Source organism: Pseudomonas sp. A-1, assembly GCF_004801855.1.
GTDB lineage: Bacteria > Pseudomonadota > Gammaproteobacteria > Pseudomonadales > Pseudomonadaceae > Geopseudomonas.
On the sequence record NZ_SSTC01000003.1, the window covers coordinates 39474 to 57354 of the forward strand.

The window sequence follows — 17881 nt, forward strand, 5'->3', positions numbered from 1 at the left end:
GCAAGAAGAATCGGCGCGGCCGTTCTGCTACGATGGCCGCTCGGTTGTTTCCAGGCGTCCTGCCATGACTTTTCGTCCCCTGCCGGCCCGAGCGCCCGCCACGCTGCTGCGCGAGACGCGGACGCTGAAGAGCCTGTTCGGTGAGGCGCAGCGCCTCGCCCACCTGCAGCAGCTGCTGGAAAGCCAGCTGCAGCCGGCGGCCCGCGCGCACTGCAAGGTCGCCTCCTGGCGCGAGGACTGCCTGCTGCTGATCGTCACCGACGGCCAGTGGGCCACCCACCTGCGCTACCAGCAGAAACGCCTGCTGCGTCAGCTGCGGGGCCTCAGGGAGTTCGCGAACTTAGCGAAAATCCATTTCAAGGTGCAACCGGCACCGGCCGAAAGGCGTGTCACCGGTCGAAATCCCACCCTGTCCGCCAGCGCCGCGGACACCCTGCGCGCCGCCGCCAGCGGCATCGAGGATCCACGCCTGCGCGCCGCTCTCGAGCGCCTGGCCAGCCACACGACCCCGCACGACTGAGCCCACCGCAAAAGGCGCGGACGAAAAAAAGGCCACCGCAGGGGTGGCCTCAAGAGAAAGGGAGGGTCTTGCCTCAGACGGCAGCTGCCGGGCGCATGTAGGAGATCGGCGCGGTGCTGGCATCCTCGAAGGTCACCACTTCCCAGGCATCCCGCTCGGCGAGCAGGGTGCGCAGGAGACGGTTGTTCAGGGCGTGACCGGACTTGTGCCCGCGGAACTCGCCGATCAGGCTGGTGCCGAGCAGGTACAGGTCGCCGATGGCGTCCAGGATCTTGTGCTTGACGAACTCGTCCTCGTAGCGCAGGCCGTCTTCGTTGAGCACGCGAAACTCGTCGACCACGATGGCGTTGTCGACGCTGCCGCCGAGCGCCAGGTTCTGCGAACGCAGGAACTCGATGTCGCGCATGAAGCCGAAGGTGCGCGCACGGCTGACTTCCTTGACGAACGAGGTACTGGAGAAGTCGACGCAGGCGGTCTGCGTACGGCCGCGGAACACCGGATGGTCGAAGTCGATCTCGAAGCTCACCTTGAAGCCGTCGAACGGCAGGAAGGTGGCGCTCTTGCCGTCTTCCTCCACGGTCACCGGCCGCTTGATGCGGATGAACTTCTTCGCCGCCTCCTGTTCCTGCAGTCCGGCGGACTGGATCAGGAACACGAAGGGACCGGCACTGCCATCCATGATCGGCACTTCCGGCGCCGACAGCTCGATGTAGGCGTTGTCGATACCCAGGCCAGCCATGGCCGAGAGCAGGTGCTCAACCGTATCCACCTTGACGTCACCCTTGACCAGCGTGGTCGACAGGGTGGTATCACCGACGTTCTCGGCCCGGGCCGGAATTTCCACCATCGGGTCGAGATCGGTGCGACAGAACACGATCCCGGTATCCACCGGAGCCGGCTTCAGGGTGAGGTAGACCTTCTCCCCCGAATGCAGGCCGACGCCGGTGGCGCGGATGATGTTCTTCAAAGTGCGTTGTCTGATCATGGCTTTGGCCGTATCTGCACAAGTTGTGAACTGTTCTCAGCAATGGCAGGCATGATAGCAGAGCCCGCCCTTACTGAACACCAATCACGGCTATGCCGCTGATATAGCGCGTCAATCGGCCTGGCGACGCAGGAACGCCGGAATATCCAGGTAATCCAGATCCTCCTGGGTGGCGATCTTCGGCGCGGGCGCGGCACCGCCGGCGGCCGGGCGCGGTTCGCGCATCACGGTCGGGCGCTCGAGATCGCGGTAATTGACCGACGCGGCCTGGGGCGCAGGAGCGGCGACCGGCGTGTTGTCGACCACCTTGGTCGGCTTCTCCATGCGCGCGCCGAGGCCGGTGGCGACCACGGTGACATGCAGCTCGTCGCGCATCTCCGGATCGATCACCGCACCGATCTTCACGGTGGCGTGCTCGGAGGTGAACTGCTCGATGATGCTGCCCACCTCGGTGTACTCGCCCAGCGACAGGTCGAGGCCGGCGGTGATGTTGACCAGGATGCCGCGGGCGCCCTGCAGGTTGATGTCCTCCAGCAGCGGGTTGCGGATCGCCGCCTCGGCCGCCTCGCGGGCGCGGTTCGGGCCGCTGGCGTGGCCGGTGCCCATCATCGCCATGCCCATCTCGCTCATCACGGTGCGCACGTCGGCGAAGTCGACGTTCATCAGGCCCGGGCGCTGCATGATGTCGGAGATGCCGCGCACGGCGCCGGCCAGCACGTCGTCGGCCTTGGCGAAGGCGGACAGCAGGCTGGCATCCTTGCCGAGGATGGTCAGCAGCTTCTCGTTGGGGATGGTGATCAGCGAGTCGACATGCTCGGACAGGGCACGGATGCCCTCGTCGGCGATCTGCATGCGGCGACGGCCCTCGAAGGGGAACGGGCGGGTGACCACGGCCACGGTGAGGATGCCCATCTCCTTCGCCACTTCGGCGATGATCGGCGCTGCACCGGTGCCGGTGCCGCCGCCCATGCCAGTGGTGATGAACACCATGTTGGCGCCTTCCAGCACCTCGGCGATGCGCTCGCGGTCTTCCAGCGCAGCCTGGCGGCCGACGTCCGGATTGGTGCCGGCGCCCAGGCCCTTGGTGACGTTCATGCCCAGCTGCAGGATGGTCTTGGCGTCGACCTTCTTCAGCGCCTGGGCGTCGGTGTTGGCACAGATGAAATCGATGTCGTCGATGTTGCAGCGCAGCATGTGGTTGACCGCATTGCCGCCACCGCCGCCGACGCCGATGACCTTGATTACCGCGTTCGATTGAACGTTATCGACCATTTCAAACATTTTCCCTCTCCTTTCCCTTTTCTGCCCAAACAGTTGCCGTCTCGCGCGGCCGTCTGTCAGAAGTTGCCCTGTACCCAGCGCTTGAAGCGCACGAATACCGGCGGTTTGCTCTCTTCACTGCTGCTGCCCGGGCCGACATAGCTCGGAGTCCCCTGCTTGCGCAGGCCGTACAGCAGCAGCCCGACCCCGGTCGCATAGGCCGGGTTGCGCACGACATCCTCGAGGCCCTTGACGCCTTGCGGCAGGCCCAGGCGTACCGGCATGTGGAATACCTCTTCGGCCAGCTCGACGGCACCTTCCATCTTGGCGGTGCCGCCGGTGAGGACGATCCCGGCCGGGAGCAGGTCGGCGTAGCCGCTGCGGCGCAGCTCGCCCTGCACCAGGCAGAACAGTTCCTCGTAGCGCGGCTCGACCACCTCGGCCAGCGCCTGGCGCGACAGCTCGCGCGGCGGCCGCTCGCCGACGCTGGGAACCTTGATGGTCTGCCCGGCGCCGGCCAGCTTGGCCAGGGCGCAGGCGTAGCGAATCTTGATTTCTTCAGCATACTGAGTCGGCGTACGCAGGGCCATGGCGATATCGTTGGTCACCTGGTCGCCGGCGATCGGGATGACTGCCGTGTGACGGATCGCACCTTCGGTGAAGATGGCGATGTCGGTGGTGCCGCCACCGATGTCCACCAGACACACGCCCAGCTCCTTCTCGTCGTCGGTCAGCACCGAGTCGGAGGAAGCCAGCTGTTCGAGGATGATGTCATCCACCTCGAGGCCGCAGCGGCGCACGCACTTCTCGATGTTCTGCGCCGCGTTGACCGCGCAGGTGACCACGTGCACCTTGGCCTCCAGACGCACGCCGGACATGCCCAGCGGTTCGCGCACGCCATCCTGATGGTCGATGGCGTAGTCCTGGGCCAGGGTGTGCAGCACCCGCTGGTCGGCGGGAATGGCCACCGCCTGGGCGGCATCCAGCACCCGCTCGATGTCGGCCGGGCTCACCTCGCGGTCGCGGATGGCGACTATGCCGTGGGAGTTCAGGCTGCGGATGTGGCTGCCGGCCACCCCGACGAAGGCCGAGTGGATGCGGCAGCCTGCCATCTGCTGCGCCTCGTCGATGGCGTGCTGGATGGCCTGTACGGTGGACTCGATGTTGACCACCACCCCCTTCTTCAGCCCCCGCGACGGATGGGTACCGACGCCGACGATTTCCAGCTGGCCATCGGCCGCCACCTCGCCGACCAGCGCCACCACCTTGGAGGTGCCGATATCCAGACCGACGATCATCTTGCCGCTCTGCGCGCTTGCCATGATCCAGTTCTCTCCTCAAGTCACTGCAGGGCCCCGGCGCTGTCGCCGGGGACCGGCGCCGCCGGCATCTCGCGCCACGCCACGGCCAGGCCGTTGGGATAGCGCAGATCGACGCGCGCAATGTTCGCGTTGTGTTCTTTCAGGGCCTTTTCGTAGACGCTGACGAAACGGCGCATCTTTTCCACCACATGGTCGCGGCCGAGCAGCAGCTCCAGCCCCTGTCCGGTGGTGAGGTACCAGCTGCCGCGCTCGCGCAGCTCCAGGCGCGTCACGGTGAAGTCCAGCGGCCGCAGCAGCTGGCTGAGCAACTGGTACTGGCGCATGATCTGCTGCTGCGCACGCTGCGGCCCCCACAGCTTGGGCAGGTGCTCGTAGCCGGCCAGCTCGCCCGGGGCGAAGGCCTGCCCCTGGTGGTTGAGCAGCGCCTCGTCGCCCCAGCGGGCCACCGGCAGTTGCTCCTCCAGGCGGATCAGCACCTGATCGGGCCACACCCGGCGCACCTCGGCCTCGGCGATCCACGGCATCTGCTCCAGCGCGCTGCGCATCGCCTCCAGGTCGACGCTGAAGAAGCGGGCGTCGGCGAAGGGCTCCACCTGCTTGGCCACCGCCACCCGGCTGACGTAGTGCAGGTCGCCCTGCACGCTGATCCGGGCGATCGGCTGGTCGGCGTAGGGCAGCAGGCGCTGGCCGAGGTCGTGGGCTCCCACGCCCAGAGCGAGCAGCAGCAGCGGCCATGCCAGCCGCTTGAGGCCGCTCAGCGACGGGCGCGGCAGGCGCTTGCGCAGGGGTTCGCGCACCACCAGACGGCTGGCCCCGCGGGGGACCGGCTTGCGCAGCGGGCCCGCCGGGCCCGGACGCTGGTGACGCAGCAGCGCGATCATGGGATCAGCTCCTTGCCTCGAGGCTGTCGGCGAGGATTTCCAGCACCAGCTGCTGGAAATCCAGGCCAGCCGCCCGTGCGGCCATCGGGACCAGGCTGTGGTCGGTCATCCCCGGAACGGTGTTGACCTCCAGCAGCCAGAACTGCCCGTCGGCATCCTGCATCACGTCGGCGCGGGCCCAGCCGCGGGTGCCGACCGCTTCGCAGGCGCGTGCGACGAGCGCCTTGAGTTCCTCTTCCTTGTCCGCCTCCAGGCCGCAGGGGATCTGGTAGCGGGTATCGTCGGCCAGGTACTTGGCCTCGTAGTCGTAGAAGCTGTGGGTGGTGCCCAGGCGGATCGGCGGCAGCACTTCGCCACGCAGCACGGCCACGGTGAACTCGGGACCGCTGATCCACTGCTCGACCAGCACCTGCGGGTCGTAGCGGCGGGCGTCCTGCCAGGCGGCCAGCAGCGCCTCCAGGCTCTCCACCCGCGCCATGCCGATGCTCGAGCCCTCGTGGGCCGGCTTGACGATCAGCGGGAAGCCCAGCTCGACGGCGGCGCGCTCGCAGTCGGCGGCCGAGGCCAGCACCGCGTGGCGCGGCGTCGGCAGGCCGAGGCTCTGCCACACCTGCTTGGTGCGCAGCTTGTCCATCGCCAGCGCCGAGGCCAGCACGCCGCTGCCGGTGTAGGGGATCTCCAGGCACTCGAGCAGGCCCTGCATGCTGCCATCCTCGCCGCCGCGGCCATGCAGGACGATGAAGGCGCGGTCGATGCGCTCGCCGGCCAGGCGCTGCAGCAGGTCGCTGCCGACGTCGATGCCGAAGGCGTCCACCCCGGCGCCCTGCAGGGCCTCCAGCACGGCCGCGCCGGACTTCAGCGATACCGCGCGCTCGGCGCTGCGGCCACCGTAGAGGACGGCGACACGACCGAAGGCCTGGAGATCGAGGTTGGATGGCTGACTCATTTCGACTCACCTTGCACAGCGAACAGCGGATGGTTGATCAGTTGCGGAGCGACGCCGCCGATGTCGCCGGCGCCCTGGCAGAGCAGGATGTCGTTTGGGCGCAGCAGCGGCTTGAGCAGCGGCGCCAGGTCGGTGCCGCGCTCGACGTAGATCGGGTCGAGCACGCCGCGCTGGCGGATGCTGTGGCACAGCTGGCGGCTGTCGGCACCGGGGATCGGCTCCTCGCCGGCCGGGTAGACCTCCATCAGCAGCAGCACGCTGGCCTCGCCGAGCACCTGCACGAAGTCGTCGTAGAGGTCGCGGGTGCGGCTGTAGCGGTGCGGCTGATAGACCATCACCAGGCGCCGCTCCGGCCAGCCGTCGCGCACCGCCTTGATCACCGCGGCAACCTCGCGCGGGTGGTGGCCGTAGTCGTCGACCAGCATCACGCTGCCGCCTTCGGCCGGCAGCTCGCCGTAGACCTGGAAGCGCCGACCGACGCCCTGGAAGCCGGACAGGCCGGCGAGGATGGCGTCGTCGCCGATGCCCTCGTCGGTGGCGATGGCGATGGTGGCCAGCGCGTTGAGCACGTTGTGCCGGCCGGGCATGTTGACCACCACGGCGAGCGGCTCGCGGTCCTTGCGCAGCACGGTGAAGTAGGTGCGCATGCCCTGCTGGCGCACGTCGATGGCGCGCAGGTCGGCGCCCTCGTCAAAGCCGTAGGTGACGATCGGCCGGCTGACCTGCGGCAGGATCTCGCGCACCACCGGGTCGTCGACGCAGAGCACCGCCAGGCCGTAGAACGGCAGGTTGTGCAGGAAGTCGACGAAGGTCTTCTTCAGCTTGTTGAAGTCGCCGCCGTAGGTGCTCATGTGGTCGGCGTCGATGTTGGTGACCACCGAGACCATCGGCTGCAGGTGCAGGAAGCTGGCGTCGCTCTCGTCGGCCTCGGCCACCAGATAGCGGCTGGCGCCGAGCTGGGCGTTGGTGCCGGCAGCGGTCAGCTTGCCACCGATGACGAAGGTCGGATCGAGGCCGGCGGCGGCGAACACCGAGGCGATCAGGCTGGTGGTGGTGGTCTTGCCGTGGGTGCCGGCCACCGCGATGCCGTGGCGGTAGCGCATCAGCTCGGCGAGCATCTCGGCACGCGGCACCACCGGGATGCGCCGCTCCAGGGCATGGGCGACTTCCGGGTTGGCCGGGTTGATGGCGCTGGACACCACCAGCACGTCGGCCTGCTCGACGTTCTCGGCGCGGTGGCCGATGAAGATCTGCGCACCGAAGCTCTCCAGGCGCGCGGTCACCGGCGAGGCCTTGAGGTCGGAGCCGGACACCTGGTAGCCGAGGTTGAGCAGCACCTCGGCGATGCCGCACATGCCGACGCCACCGATGCCGACGAAGTGGATGCGACGGATGCGGCGCATGCGCCGTACCTCGGCCGGATTGTTGCCGCGCAGGGCATCAGCCATGGGCCACCTCCAGGCAGATATCGACCACCTCGCGGGTGGCTTCGGGCTTGGCCAGGCGGCGGGCAGTAGCGCCCATGGCTTCGAGTTTTTCGCTGTGCATCAGGACCTCGGTCAGCTGCGCGGCCAGCGCGGCCGCGTCAGTGGCATGTTGCGGCAAGAGCACGGCGGCACCGGCCCTGGCCAGATATTCGGCATTGCGCGTCTGGTGATCGTCGATGGCGTGCGGCAGCGGAATGAGCAGCGACGGCAGGCCGGCGGCGGCCAGCTCGCAGACGGTCAGCGCGCCGGCACGGCAGATCACCAGGTCGGCCCAGGCATAGGCCGCGGCCATGTCGCGGATGAACGGCAGCACCTCGGCGTCGACGCCGGCCTCGGCGTAGCGCGCACGGGTCACCTCGGCGTGCTGCCGGCCAGCCTGGTGGCGCACCTGCGGGCGCAGCTCGGCCTTCACCTGTGCCAGCGCCGCCGGCAGCAGCTTGTTGAGCGGCTCGGCGCCCAGGCTGCCGCCCAGCACCAGCAGGCGCACCGGGCGCGCGGCCGGGCTCTGCCGGGAGGCGGCGAGGAACAGCTCCGGGCGCACCGGATTGCCGGTGGTGCGGCGCTTGGCGCTGGCGGCGAAGGTATCCGGGAAGGCCTCGCAGACCCGCGCCGCGAAGGGCACCAGGGCCCGATTGGCGGTGCCGGCCACGGCGTTCTGCTCGTGGATCACCAGCGGCACGCCGGCCAGGCGCGCGGCCCAGCCACCGGGGCCGGTGACGAAGCCGCCCATGCCCAGCACGCAGACCGGGCGCAGCTCGCGCAGCACGCGGCGCGCCTGCCACAGCGCCCTGGCCAGCAGCAGCGGCGCCTTGAGCAGCGACAGCAGGCCCTTGCCACGCAGGCCGCTCATCTCGATGCGGTGCAGCGGCAGGCCGGCCTGCGGCACCAGTTCGTTCTCGATGCCACGCGGGGTGCCCAGCCAGTGCACGTTGTAGCCACGCGCCTGGAACTCGCGGGCGCAGGCCAGCGCCGGGAACACGTGCCCGCCGGTGCCGCCGGCCATGATCAGCACGTTAGCGGGCATGGCGCGGTTCCTCCTCGGCAAAATCCTCTTCGGTAAACTCCATCTCTGCATTTCCCAGCAGGTTGCGCCGCTCCCAGTCGATGCGCAGCAGCAGGGCCAGGCTGACGCAGCAGACCACCAGCGAACTGCCCCCGTAGCTGAGGAACGGCAGGGTCAGGCCCTTGGTCGGCAGCAGGCCGACGTTCACGCCGATGTTGATCAGGAACTGGCCGATCCACTGGATGGCCACTCCGTAGGCCACGTAGGCCGAGAAATACTGCTGGTCCTTTTCCGCCTGCAGGCCGATGTGCAGCGCACGCAGGGTGACCAGCACGAACAGCGCCACGGTGGCCAGTGCGCCGATCATGCCCAGCTCCTCGGCGAGCACGGCGAACACGAAGTCGGTGTGCGCCTCCGGCAGGTAGAACTGCTTCTGCACGCTGTTGCCCAGACCGACGCCCAGCCACTCGCCGCGGCCGAAGGCGATCAGCGCCTGGCTGAGCTGGTAGCCGGCGCCGAACTGATCGGCCCAGGGGTCGATGAAGTTGGTCAGGCGCTTGAGACGGTAGGCCTGGCTGGTCATCACCACCACGCCGAGCGCCAGCACACCGATCACCATCGGCAGGAAGCGCAGCAGGCTGACGCCGCCGAGGAACAGCATGGTGATGCCGGAGCCGACCAGCACCACGGTGGCGCCGAAGTCCGGCTCGGAGAGCAGCAGGCCGGCCATCAGGCCGAGCACGATCAAGGGCATGAGCAGCCCCTTCCAGCTGTTGTGCACGTCGGCCTGGCGGCGCACCAGGTAGCCGCCCAGGTAGATCACGGTGAACAGCTTGGCCAGCTCCGAAGGCTGGATGTTGATGCCGCCGAAGCCGATCCAGCGCCGCGCGCCGTTGACCTCGCGGCCGATGCCCGGCACCAGCACCAGCACCAGCAGGATGAAGGCGGCGATCAGCAGCTTGCCGCCGTTCTTCTGCCAGGTCGCCACCGGCACCAGCAGGACCACGCCGGCGGCCGCGCAGCCGACGGCGAGGAACAGCAGCTGGCGGACCATGAAGTACAGCGAGTTGCCCGACAAGGCACCGGCCACCTCGGAGGACGCCGAGGAGACCATCACGAAGCCGAGGCCGAGCAGCGCCAGGCAACCCGCCAGCAGCGGGAAGTCCATGTCGACGCCGCGCCGACTGCGCAGCGGCGACGGGCTCAGGCGCAGCAGCGCGCGCATCAGGGCAGCTCCCTCGCGGCCGCGGCGAACAGACGGCCGCGCTCCTCGAAGTTCCTGAACATGTCCAGGCTGGCGCAGGCCGGCGACAGCAGCACGGCGTCGCCCGCCTCGGCCAGTTCGGCGCAGCGCTGCACCGCCTCGTCGAGACTGGCGACACGCACCAGCGGCACCACCGGCTGCTCGTCGCTGCCGGTCAGCGCGCCAGCGATCAGTTCGGCATCGCGGCCGAGCAGCACCACCGCCCGGCAGTAGCGCGCCACGCTGGCACGCAGCGGGTTGAAGTCGGCGCCCTTGCCGTCGCCGCCGGCGATCAGCAGCAGCTTGCCGTCGATCTCGGCGCCCAGGCCATCGATGGCCGCCAGCGCGGCACCGACGTTGGTCGCCTTGGAATCGTCGTAGAAGGTCACCCCGTCACGCTCGCGCACCCACTGGCAGCGGTGCGCCAGGCCGGTGAAGCGGCGCAGGGTGTCGAGCATCGGCGCCAGCGGCAGGCCGACGGCATGGCCGAGGGCCAGCGCGGCCAGGGCGTTGGCCTGGTTGTGCGCGCCGCGGATCTTCAGCTCGCGCACCGGCATCAGCTTGCTGAACTGGAAGGCGAGGTACTTCTCGCCGTTCTCCTCGAGGATGCCGAACGACTTGAAGTCCGGCTTGCCGAGGCCGAAGCTCCAGCACGGCACCTGGTCGGCGATCAGCGGCCGCGACAGCGGGTCCTGGCGGTTGACCACTACCTGGCGGGCGCCACGGAAGATGCGGTGCTTGGCCAGGTGATAGCTTTCCATGCCGCTGTAGCGGTCCATGTGGTCGTCGCTGACATTCAGGCAGGTGGCCACCTCGGCGCTCAGCCGCTCGGTGCTCTCCAGCTGGAAGCTGGACAGCTCCAGCACGTACAGCTCGATGTCGTCAGCCAGCAGATCCAGCGCCGGGGTGCCGAGGTTGCCGCCCACCGCCACCTTCTTGCCGGCGGCCTGCGCCATCTCACCGACCAGGGTGGTCACGGTGCTCTTGGCGTTGGAACCGGTGATGGCGACGATCGGCGCCCGGGCGTGGCGCACGAACAGGTCGATGTCGCCGGACAGCCTGACTCCGCGCGCCCGGGCCTCCTGCAGCGCGGCGGTGGCCAGCGGCAGGCCGGGGCTGACGTACAGCTCGCTGGCGCGGCAGAGGAAGTCGACGTCCAGCGCGCCGCAGCGTACCTCGACCTGCGGGTACTCGGCCTCGAGGGTGGCCAGTTCCGGCGGATTGGTACGGGTGTCGACCACAGCGAAGGGCACGCCCTGGCGGGCGAGGAAGCGCACCAGCGACATGCCGCTCTTGCCGAGGCCGACAACGATGCGGAACTGGTCGGAAGCGATCAGCGTCATCTCTCTTACCTCAGCTTCAGGGTGGACAGGCCGACCAGCACCAGCACCACGGTGATGATCCAGAAGCGCACGATGACCCGCGGCTCCGGCCAGCCCTTGAGCTCGAAGTGGTGGTGGATCGGTGCCATGCGGAACACGCGGCGTCCGGTGAGCTTGAACGAGGCGACCTGGATCACCACCGACAGGGTCTCCATGACGAACACCCCGCCCATGATGAACAGCACCACTTCCTGGCGGACGATCACTGCGATGGTCCCCAGTGCGGCACCGAGCGCCAGGGCACCGACGTCGCCCATGAACACCTGCGCCGGGTAGGTGTTGAACCACAGGAAGCCGAGGCCGGCGCCGATCAGCGCGCCGCAGAACACGATCAGCTCGCCGGAGCCGGCGACGTAGGGAATCAGCAGGTATTCGGCGAACTTGGCGTTGCCCGACAGGTAGCAGAAGATGCCCAGCGCGCCGCCGACCAGCACGGTGGGCAGGATCGCCAGACCGTCGAGGCCGTCGGTCAGGTTGACCGCATTGCTCGAGCCGACGATGACGAAATAGGTCAGCACGACGAAGAAGATCCCCAGCGGGATCTCGATGTTCTTCAGCAGCGGCAGGAACAGGGTGGTCTCCACCGGGGTGGCGGCGGTCATATAGAGGAACACCGCCGCGGCGAGGCCGAACACCGACTGCCAGAAGTACTTCCAGCGGCTCGGCAGACCACGCGAGTTCTTCTCGATCACCTTGCGGTAATCGTCGACCCAGCCGATGGCGCCGAACAGCAGGGTGACGCCGAGCACCACCCACACGTAGCGATTGGACAGGTCGGCCCACAGCAGGGTGCTGATGGCGATGGCGGAGAGGATCAGCGCACCGCCCATGGTCGGCGTGCCCTTCTTCGACAGGTGCGACTGCGGGCCGTCGTCGCGCACCGCCTGGCCGATCTGGCGGGTGCGCAGGGTCTTGATCATCCACGGCCCCAGCCACAGTGCCAGGGCCAGGGCGGTGAGCACGCCGAGGATTCCGCGCAGGGTCAGGTACTGAAAGACCGCGAAGCCCTTGTGGAACTGTTGCAGAAACTCGGCCAACAGCAGCAGCATTTAGTGTTCTCCAGCACAGGCACAGAACGCAGCCACGACGTTTTCCATCGCCGCGCTGCGCGAGCCTTTGATCAACAGGGTGGTTTCCGGAGACTGTTCGGCAGCGAGGACGGCGATCAGTTCAGCCTGACTGGCAAAATGCCGCGCACCCTCGCCGAAGGCAGCGACGGCATGGCTCATCAGCGGGCCCACGGCGTACAGCGCGTCGACCTTGCCACGGGCATAGGCGCCCACCTCGCGGTGGCCGGCCTCGGCCCAGGCGCCCAACTCGCCCATGTCGCCCAGCACCAGGACGGTGCGTCCGGAAAAGCCCGCCAGTATATCAATCGCCGCCTTGATTGCGGCGGGATTGGCGTTGTAGCTGTCGTCGATGACCCGCATTCCAGACGGAGCGAGCTGCGCGCAGGCACGCCCCTTGACTGGCTGCAGGGCCTCCAGCCCGGCGCGGATCGCCGCGCCCCCGACACCCAGGGCGTGGGCGGCGGCGGCGGCGGCCAGGGCATTGGCCACGTTGTGCTCGCCGAGCAGGTTGAGCTGGATGCGCACCTCGCCGGCCGGGCCGACCAGGGTGAAGGCCGGGCAGCCGCGGGCGTCGCGGGCCAGTTCGCGGGCGCTGAAGTCGGCGACGGCGTGCATGGCGAAGCTCAGCACCTGGCGCCCGGCGGCGCGCCTGGACCACACCTCGAAGGCCGGATCGTCGCGGTTGAGCACGGCCACGCCGTCGGCGTCCAGGCCCTCGAGGATCTCGCCCTTGGCCTCGACGATCTTCTCCGGGCCGCCGAACTCGCCGACGTGGGCGCTGCCGGCGTTGGTGATGATCGCCACCTGCGGCCTGCTCAGGCCGACCGTGTAGGCGATCTCGCCGACATGGTTGGCGCCCAGTTCGATCACCGCGCTGCGGTGCTGCGGCGCCAGCTCGAGCAGGGTCAGCGGCACGCCGAGGTCGTTGTTGAGGTTGCCGCGGGTGGCCAGCACCGCGGCGGCGTCGCCGCCGTGGTCGGCACGCAGGATGCTGGCGAGCATCTCCTTGACCGTGGTCTTGCCGCTGGAGCCGGTGACCGCCGCGACCCGGCCGCGGAAGGCGGCGCGGTTCAGCGCGCCGAGCTGACCGAGAGCCAGGCGGGTGTCGGCCACCACCAGCTGCGGCAGCTCGACTTCCTCCTGCTCGCGCTCGACCAGCGCGGCGGCGGCGCTCTTGGCGGCGACCTGCTCGAGGTAGTCGTGGCCGTCGAAGCGCGCGCCGGACAGGGCGACGAACAGCTGGCCCGGCTCGATCCGGCGGCTGTCGATGCTCACCCCGTTGAAGAAGGCATCCGGCCCGGCCAGGCGGCCCCTGAGGACACCCAGCACCGTGCTCAGCATCCAGGCTTCAAGCATCCTGCACCTCGCGTTCGGCCAGCGCGGCGGCGGCCTGTTCGATATCGGAGAAGGAATGGCGCACCCCGGCGATTTCCTGGTAGTCCTCGTGGCCCTTGCCGGCCAGCAGGATCACGTCGTCCGGCGCCGCGCCGGCGATCAGCCGGCGGATCGCCTCGCCGCGCCCGGCGACGAAGGTCACCCGCTCCGGCTCGCGGAAGCCGGCGCGGATGTCGGCGACGATCCGCTGCGGATCCTCGCTGCGCGGATTGTCGTCGGTGACCCAGACGCCGTCGGCCAGCCCCTCGACGGCCGCAGCCATCAGCGGGCGCTTGCCGCGGTCGCGGTCGCCGCCGCAGCCGAACAGGCACAGCAGGCGGCCACGGGTGTGCGGGCGCAAGGCCTCGAGGACCTTCTCCAGGGCATCCGGAGTGTGCGCATAGTCGACCACCACCAGCGGCCCGGCGCCGCCGCCGAGGCGCTGCATGCGTCCGACCGGGCCCTTGAGCTGCGGCAGCACGCGCAGGATCTCGTCCAGCGGGTGATTCAGCCCCATCAGCGCACCGACCACCGCCAGCAGGTTGCTCAGGTTGAAGCGGCCGAGCAGCGGGCTGACCAGCAGGCCGTCGCCCTGGGCGGTGATCAGCCGGGCGCGCACGCCCGCCTCGCCGAACTCGGCCTCGGTGCAGTAGAGGGTGGCGGCGGGATCGATCTGGCTGTAACTGATCAGCCGCGACGGTGCCGGGCGAGCGGCCAGCTCGCGACCGAACAGGTCGTCGAGGTTGATCACCCGGGTGCACAGGCCCGGCCAGGCGAACAGCCGCGCCTTGGCCTCGCCGTAGGCAGCCATGTCGCCATGGTAGTCAAGGTGGTCGCGCGACAGGTTGGTGAACACCGCCACGTCGAAGTCCAGCGCCTCGACCCGGCCCTGGTCGAGGCCGTGGGAGGACACCTCCATGGCCACCGCCCGGGCGCCGGCCTGCTTGAGGCGCGCCAGCTCGGCCTGCACGGCAAGCGGATCGGGAGTAGTATGGCGGCCGCACTGCAGGTCGTCGTGGAAGCCGACGCCGAGGGTGCCGATCAGGCCGCAGCGCTGGCCGAGCAGGTCGAGGGCCTGGGCCAGCAGCTGGCTGACGCTGGTCTTGCCGTTGGTACCGGTGACGCCGATCAGGTCGAGGCTGCGGCTGGGATCGCCGTAGAAACGCCCGGCGATGGCCGACAGCTGGCCGGCCAGGCCCTTCACCGGGATCAGCACGGTCGCCGCGGAGTCGGGTATGTCGAGCGCGCCCTCGGCCTCGTAGGCCACCGCAGCGGCACCGCGGGCGATGGCGTCGGCGACATAGGCCCGGCCATCGCTGTGATGGCCGGGGATGGCGAGAAACAGGTCGCCCGGGCGCAGCGCCCGACTGTCCAGGCTCAGTTCGCGGATCAGCGCGTCGCGACGCGCCTGGGGAAACATCTTCAGCAGACTCATCGGCATCAGCCGCGTCCTCCATTGCCGGGCACCGCCACCGCCTGCTGCGCTTCGGGCAGCGGCGGCAGGTTGTCCGGGGCTATGTTCATCAAGCGCAGGGTGCCGGCCATCACCTTGCTGAAGACCGGCGCGGAAACCAGGCCACCGAAGTAGCCCTCGCCGCCCGGCTCGTCGATCACCACGACGGCGGCGAAGCGCGGGCTGCTGGTCGGCGCGAACCCGGCGAACAGGGAGCGATAGGCGTTCTGCTTGTAGCCCTTGCTGCCCACGCTGTTCTTGCGCGCCGTGCCGCTCTTGCCGGCCACGTGATAGCCGGGCACCTGCGCGCGGTGGGCGCCACCCGGGGCCTCGACCACCTGCTGCAGCATGCCCTGCATGGTCCTGGCCACCTCGTCGGGGATTACCTGGCTGACCGCCGCCGGCTGGTCGACGCGCGCCAGGCTCAGCGGCACCATGCGCCCGTGGTTGGCGATGGTCGCGTAGGCATGGGCCAGCTGGATCGCCGTCACCGACAGGCCATAGCCGTAGGAGAGGGTCGCGGTCTCCGCCTGCGGCCACTTGCGGTGGTTGGGCAGGTTGCCGACCTGCTCGCCGGGGAAGCCCAGACCGGTGTCCTGGCCGAGGCCGAGCTGCTGCATCTTGTGGTAGATCGCCTCGCCGCCGATGTCGAAGGCGATCTTGCTGATGCCGACGTTGCTGGAACGGATCAGGATGCCGGTAAGGTCGAGCACCGGGCCGCCGCCGCGCGACACGTCGCGGATGGTGTAGCGGCCGATGCGCAGGCTGTGCGGCCAGACCTCGACGGTGTCGGTGGGCTTCCAGCGCCCGCTCTCCAGGGCCGCCATCATCGAGATCGGCTTCACCGTCGAGCCCGGCTCGAAGACGTCGATCAGCGCGCGGTTGCGCATCGCCTGCGGTTGCAGGGTGCGCTTGTTGTTGGGGTTGTAGGTGGGGTGGTTGACCATGGCCAGCACCTCGCCGGTCTGCACGTCGAGGATCACCAGACTGCCGGCCTTGGCCTTGTTCTCCACCAGGGCGTTGCGCAGCTCGCGGTGCGCCAGGTACTGCAGGCGCAGGTCGATGGACAGCGCCAGCTCCTTGCCCGGCTTGGCGTTGCGCGCCACGCCGACGTCCTTGATCAGGCGGCCGCGGCGATCCTTGAGCACCTCGCGCTGGCCGGGCATGCCGGCCAGCCACTGCTCGAAGGCCAGCTCGACCCCCTCGCGTCCGCGATCGTCGATGTCGGTGAAGCCGATCAGGTGGGCAGTCACCTCGCCGGCCGGATAGAAGCGGCGGAACTCCTCGATGCTGTAGACCCCGGGAATCTTGTGCGCCAGCACCGCCTCGCCCTGCTCGGGGGTCAGACCGCGGGCCAGGTAGAGGAACTCGCGCCCGGCATTCTGCTGCAGCTTCGCGCTGAGCGCCTGCGGATCCAGGCCCAGCGCCGCGGCCAGGGTCGGCCAGTGCTGGCGCGCGCCCATCAGCTCCTTGGGGTTGCCCCACAGGGTGGTGACCGGGGTACTGACCGCCAGCGGCTCGCCGTTGCGGTCGGTGATCAGCCCGCGGTGCGCCGGGATCGGAATGTGCCGCACGCTGCGTGCATCGCCATGGGCCTTGAGGAAGTCATGGTCGAACACGTGGAGATCGACGATGCGCCAGACGATCACCGCCACCATGGCGAACAGGACGCCGAGCACCAGACGAAAGCGCCAGGGGTAGAGGGCCCCCTCGAGACTGATCATGGCGCCACCATCCGCACTTCGCCGGGCTCGGGGATGCGCATCTGCAGCTGCTCGCTGGCCAGCGCCTCGATGCGGCTGTGTGCGGTCCAGGTGCTCTGCTCGAGGATCAGCCGGCCCCATTCGGCCTGCGCCTTGTCGCGCACGCTGAGTTCGGCATACAGCTGGTTGAGCAGCTTGCGATTCCAGTGCGCGCTCCACGACACGGCCACGGCCGAACACAGCACGAGGCCGAACAGCACCAGCATCAGCAGACTGCCGCTGGGCATGCCGTCGCGGGCGCCGCGGATCATCTCAGCTTCTCCGCCACGCGCATGACCGCGCTGCGCGAGCGCGGGTTGGCCTTGAGTTCCTCGGCCGACGCGTACTGAGGCTTGCCCAGCAGCTTCAGGCGCGGCTCGAAGCGGGCCACCTGCACCGGCAGATCGCGCGGCAGGTTGTCGGCCTCGCCCTTCACCTGGCGGCGCATGAACTGCTTGACGATGCGATCCTCCAGCGAGTGGAAACTGATCACCACCAGGCGGCCGCCGACGGCGAGCGCCTCGAGGGCCGCCCCGAGGCCCCGCTCGAGATCGCCCAGCTCGTTGTTGATGTGGATGCGCAGGCCCTGGAAGGCACGGGTGGCCGGGTTTTTGCCCTTCTCCCAGGCCGGATTGGCGGCGGCGATCACCTCGGCGAGGTCGGCGGTACGGGTGAACGGGCACTCGCCGCGGCGCTGCACGATGGCGCGCGCCATGCGCCGCGAGAAGCGCTCCTCGCCGTACTCGTAGAACACCCGGGCAATCTCTTCCTCGCTGGCGGAGGCGATCCAGTCCGCGGCGCTGACCCCGGCATCCGGATTCATGCGCATGTCCAGCGGGCCGTCGTTCATGAAGCTGAAACCGCGCTCGGGGTCGTCCAGCTGCGGCGAGGATACGCCGAGATCGAGGAGGACGCCGTCGACCTTGCCGCTCAGGCCGCGCGCGGCGACCTCCTCGCCCAGTTCGGCGAAACTGCGCTGGACGATCTGGAAGCGCTCATCCGCCACCGCCAGTTCGCGACCGGTGGCGATCGCCAGCGGATCCTTGTCGAAGCCCAGCAGGCGGCCGGCCGGGCCGAGTGCGCGGAGCACTTCGCGGCTGTGACCGCCGCGACCGAAGGTGCCATCCAGATAGCAGCCGTCGGCGCGCACGGCGAGCGCCTCGACGGCTTCGCGGAGCAGGACGGTCACATGGCTGAAGGTGGCTGCATTCAT

At 69.1% G+C, this 17881-nt stretch carries 16 protein-coding genes; 1 reads left to right on the forward strand and 15 read right to left on the reverse strand.

Features of this window, described 5'->3' with window-relative positions; genetic code table 11:
- The first annotated feature begins 64 nt into the window (after positions 1-64).
- Positions 65-520, forward strand: a complete 456-nt coding sequence (locus E5198_RS01275) for a DciA family protein (protein ID WP_136488207.1) — start codon at positions 65-67, stop codon at positions 518-520.
- A gap of 73 nt (positions 521-593) precedes the next feature.
- On the opposite strand, the gene lpxC is transcribed toward E5198_RS01275, so the two are convergent.
- The 15 genes from lpxC to rsmH form a co-directional block, all read right to left on the reverse strand.
- A complete protein-coding gene (lpxC, locus tag E5198_RS01280; protein WP_136488208.1) occupies positions 594-1505 on the reverse strand; it encodes a UDP-3-O-acyl-N-acetylglucosamine deacetylase in 912 nt (303 codons plus the stop codon).
- A gap of 111 nt (positions 1506-1616) precedes the next feature.
- Positions 1617-2786, reverse strand: coding sequence for a cell division protein FtsZ (gene ftsZ / locus E5198_RS01285; RefSeq protein ID WP_136488209.1), 1170 nt, complete (start codon positions 2784-2786; stop codon positions 1617-1619).
- A 56-nt stretch (positions 2787-2842) separates the two neighbouring features.
- The gene (gene ftsA, locus E5198_RS01290; protein ID WP_136488210.1) at positions 2843-4087 is read right to left on the reverse strand and encodes a cell division protein FtsA; all 1245 of its coding nucleotides are present in this window, start codon (positions 4085-4087) and stop codon (positions 2843-2845) included.
- 20 nt (positions 4088-4107) lie between these two features.
- Entirely contained in the window at positions 4108-4968 is an 861-nt protein-coding gene (locus E5198_RS01295; protein ID WP_136488211.1) for a cell division protein FtsQ/DivIB, read from the reverse strand.
- A 4-nt stretch (positions 4969-4972) separates the two neighbouring features.
- Complete coding sequence (locus E5198_RS01300) at positions 4973-5914, reverse strand: D-alanine--D-alanine ligase (protein ID WP_136488212.1); 942 nt, start codon at positions 5912-5914, stop codon at positions 4973-4975.
- Positions 5911-7362, reverse strand: coding sequence for a UDP-N-acetylmuramate--L-alanine ligase (murC, locus tag E5198_RS01305; RefSeq protein ID WP_136488213.1), 1452 nt, complete (start codon positions 7360-7362; stop codon positions 5911-5913). The genes E5198_RS01300 and murC overlap by 4 nt, the downstream gene beginning before the upstream one ends.
- Positions 7355-8425, reverse strand: a complete 1071-nt coding sequence (gene murG, locus E5198_RS01310) for an undecaprenyldiphospho-muramoylpentapeptide beta-N-acetylglucosaminyltransferase (protein WP_136488214.1) — start codon at positions 8423-8425, stop codon at positions 7355-7357. Before murG ends, murC begins: the two co-directional genes overlap by 8 nt.
- Complete coding sequence (gene ftsW / locus E5198_RS01315; RefSeq protein WP_136488215.1) at positions 8415-9629, reverse strand: putative lipid II flippase FtsW; 1215 nt, start codon at positions 9627-9629, stop codon at positions 8415-8417. The genes murG and ftsW overlap by 11 nt, the downstream gene beginning before the upstream one ends.
- Positions 9629-10990 carry a UDP-N-acetylmuramoyl-L-alanine--D-glutamate ligase gene (murD, locus tag E5198_RS01320; RefSeq protein ID WP_136488216.1) on the reverse strand — a complete coding sequence of 454 codons (1362 nt, stop codon included), beginning with the start codon at positions 10988-10990 and terminating at the stop codon, positions 9629-9631. The genes ftsW and murD overlap by 1 nt, the downstream gene beginning before the upstream one ends.
- Positions 10991-10995: 5 nt before the next feature.
- Positions 10996-12078 (reverse strand): phospho-N-acetylmuramoyl-pentapeptide-transferase, encoded by a 1083-nt coding sequence (gene mraY / locus E5198_RS01325; protein WP_136488217.1) that lies wholly within the window; start codon positions 12076-12078, stop codon positions 10996-10998.
- Complete coding sequence (gene murF / locus E5198_RS01330; RefSeq protein ID WP_136488218.1) at positions 12079-13455, reverse strand: UDP-N-acetylmuramoyl-tripeptide--D-alanyl-D-alanine ligase; 1377 nt, start codon at positions 13453-13455, stop codon at positions 12079-12081.
- Positions 13448-14914 (reverse strand): UDP-N-acetylmuramoyl-L-alanyl-D-glutamate--2,6-diaminopimelate ligase, encoded by a 1467-nt coding sequence (locus tag E5198_RS01335; RefSeq protein ID WP_136488219.1) that lies wholly within the window; start codon positions 14912-14914, stop codon positions 13448-13450. Before E5198_RS01335 ends, murF begins: the two co-directional genes overlap by 8 nt.
- Positions 14914-16650 carry a penicillin-binding protein 2 gene (locus tag E5198_RS01340; protein WP_136488220.1) on the reverse strand — a complete coding sequence of 579 codons (1737 nt, stop codon included), beginning with the start codon at positions 16648-16650 and terminating at the stop codon, positions 14914-14916. The genes E5198_RS01335 and E5198_RS01340 overlap by 1 nt, the downstream gene beginning before the upstream one ends.
- On the reverse strand, positions 16647-16940 hold the full coding sequence (gene ftsL / locus E5198_RS01345; protein ID WP_136488221.1) for a cell division protein FtsL: 294 nt from the start codon (positions 16938-16940) through the stop codon (positions 16647-16649). Before ftsL ends, E5198_RS01340 begins: the two co-directional genes overlap by 4 nt.
- Complete coding sequence (gene rsmH, locus E5198_RS01350) at positions 16937-17881, reverse strand: 16S rRNA (cytosine(1402)-N(4))-methyltransferase RsmH (RefSeq protein ID WP_136488222.1); 945 nt, start codon at positions 17879-17881, stop codon at positions 16937-16939. Before rsmH ends, ftsL begins: the two co-directional genes overlap by 4 nt.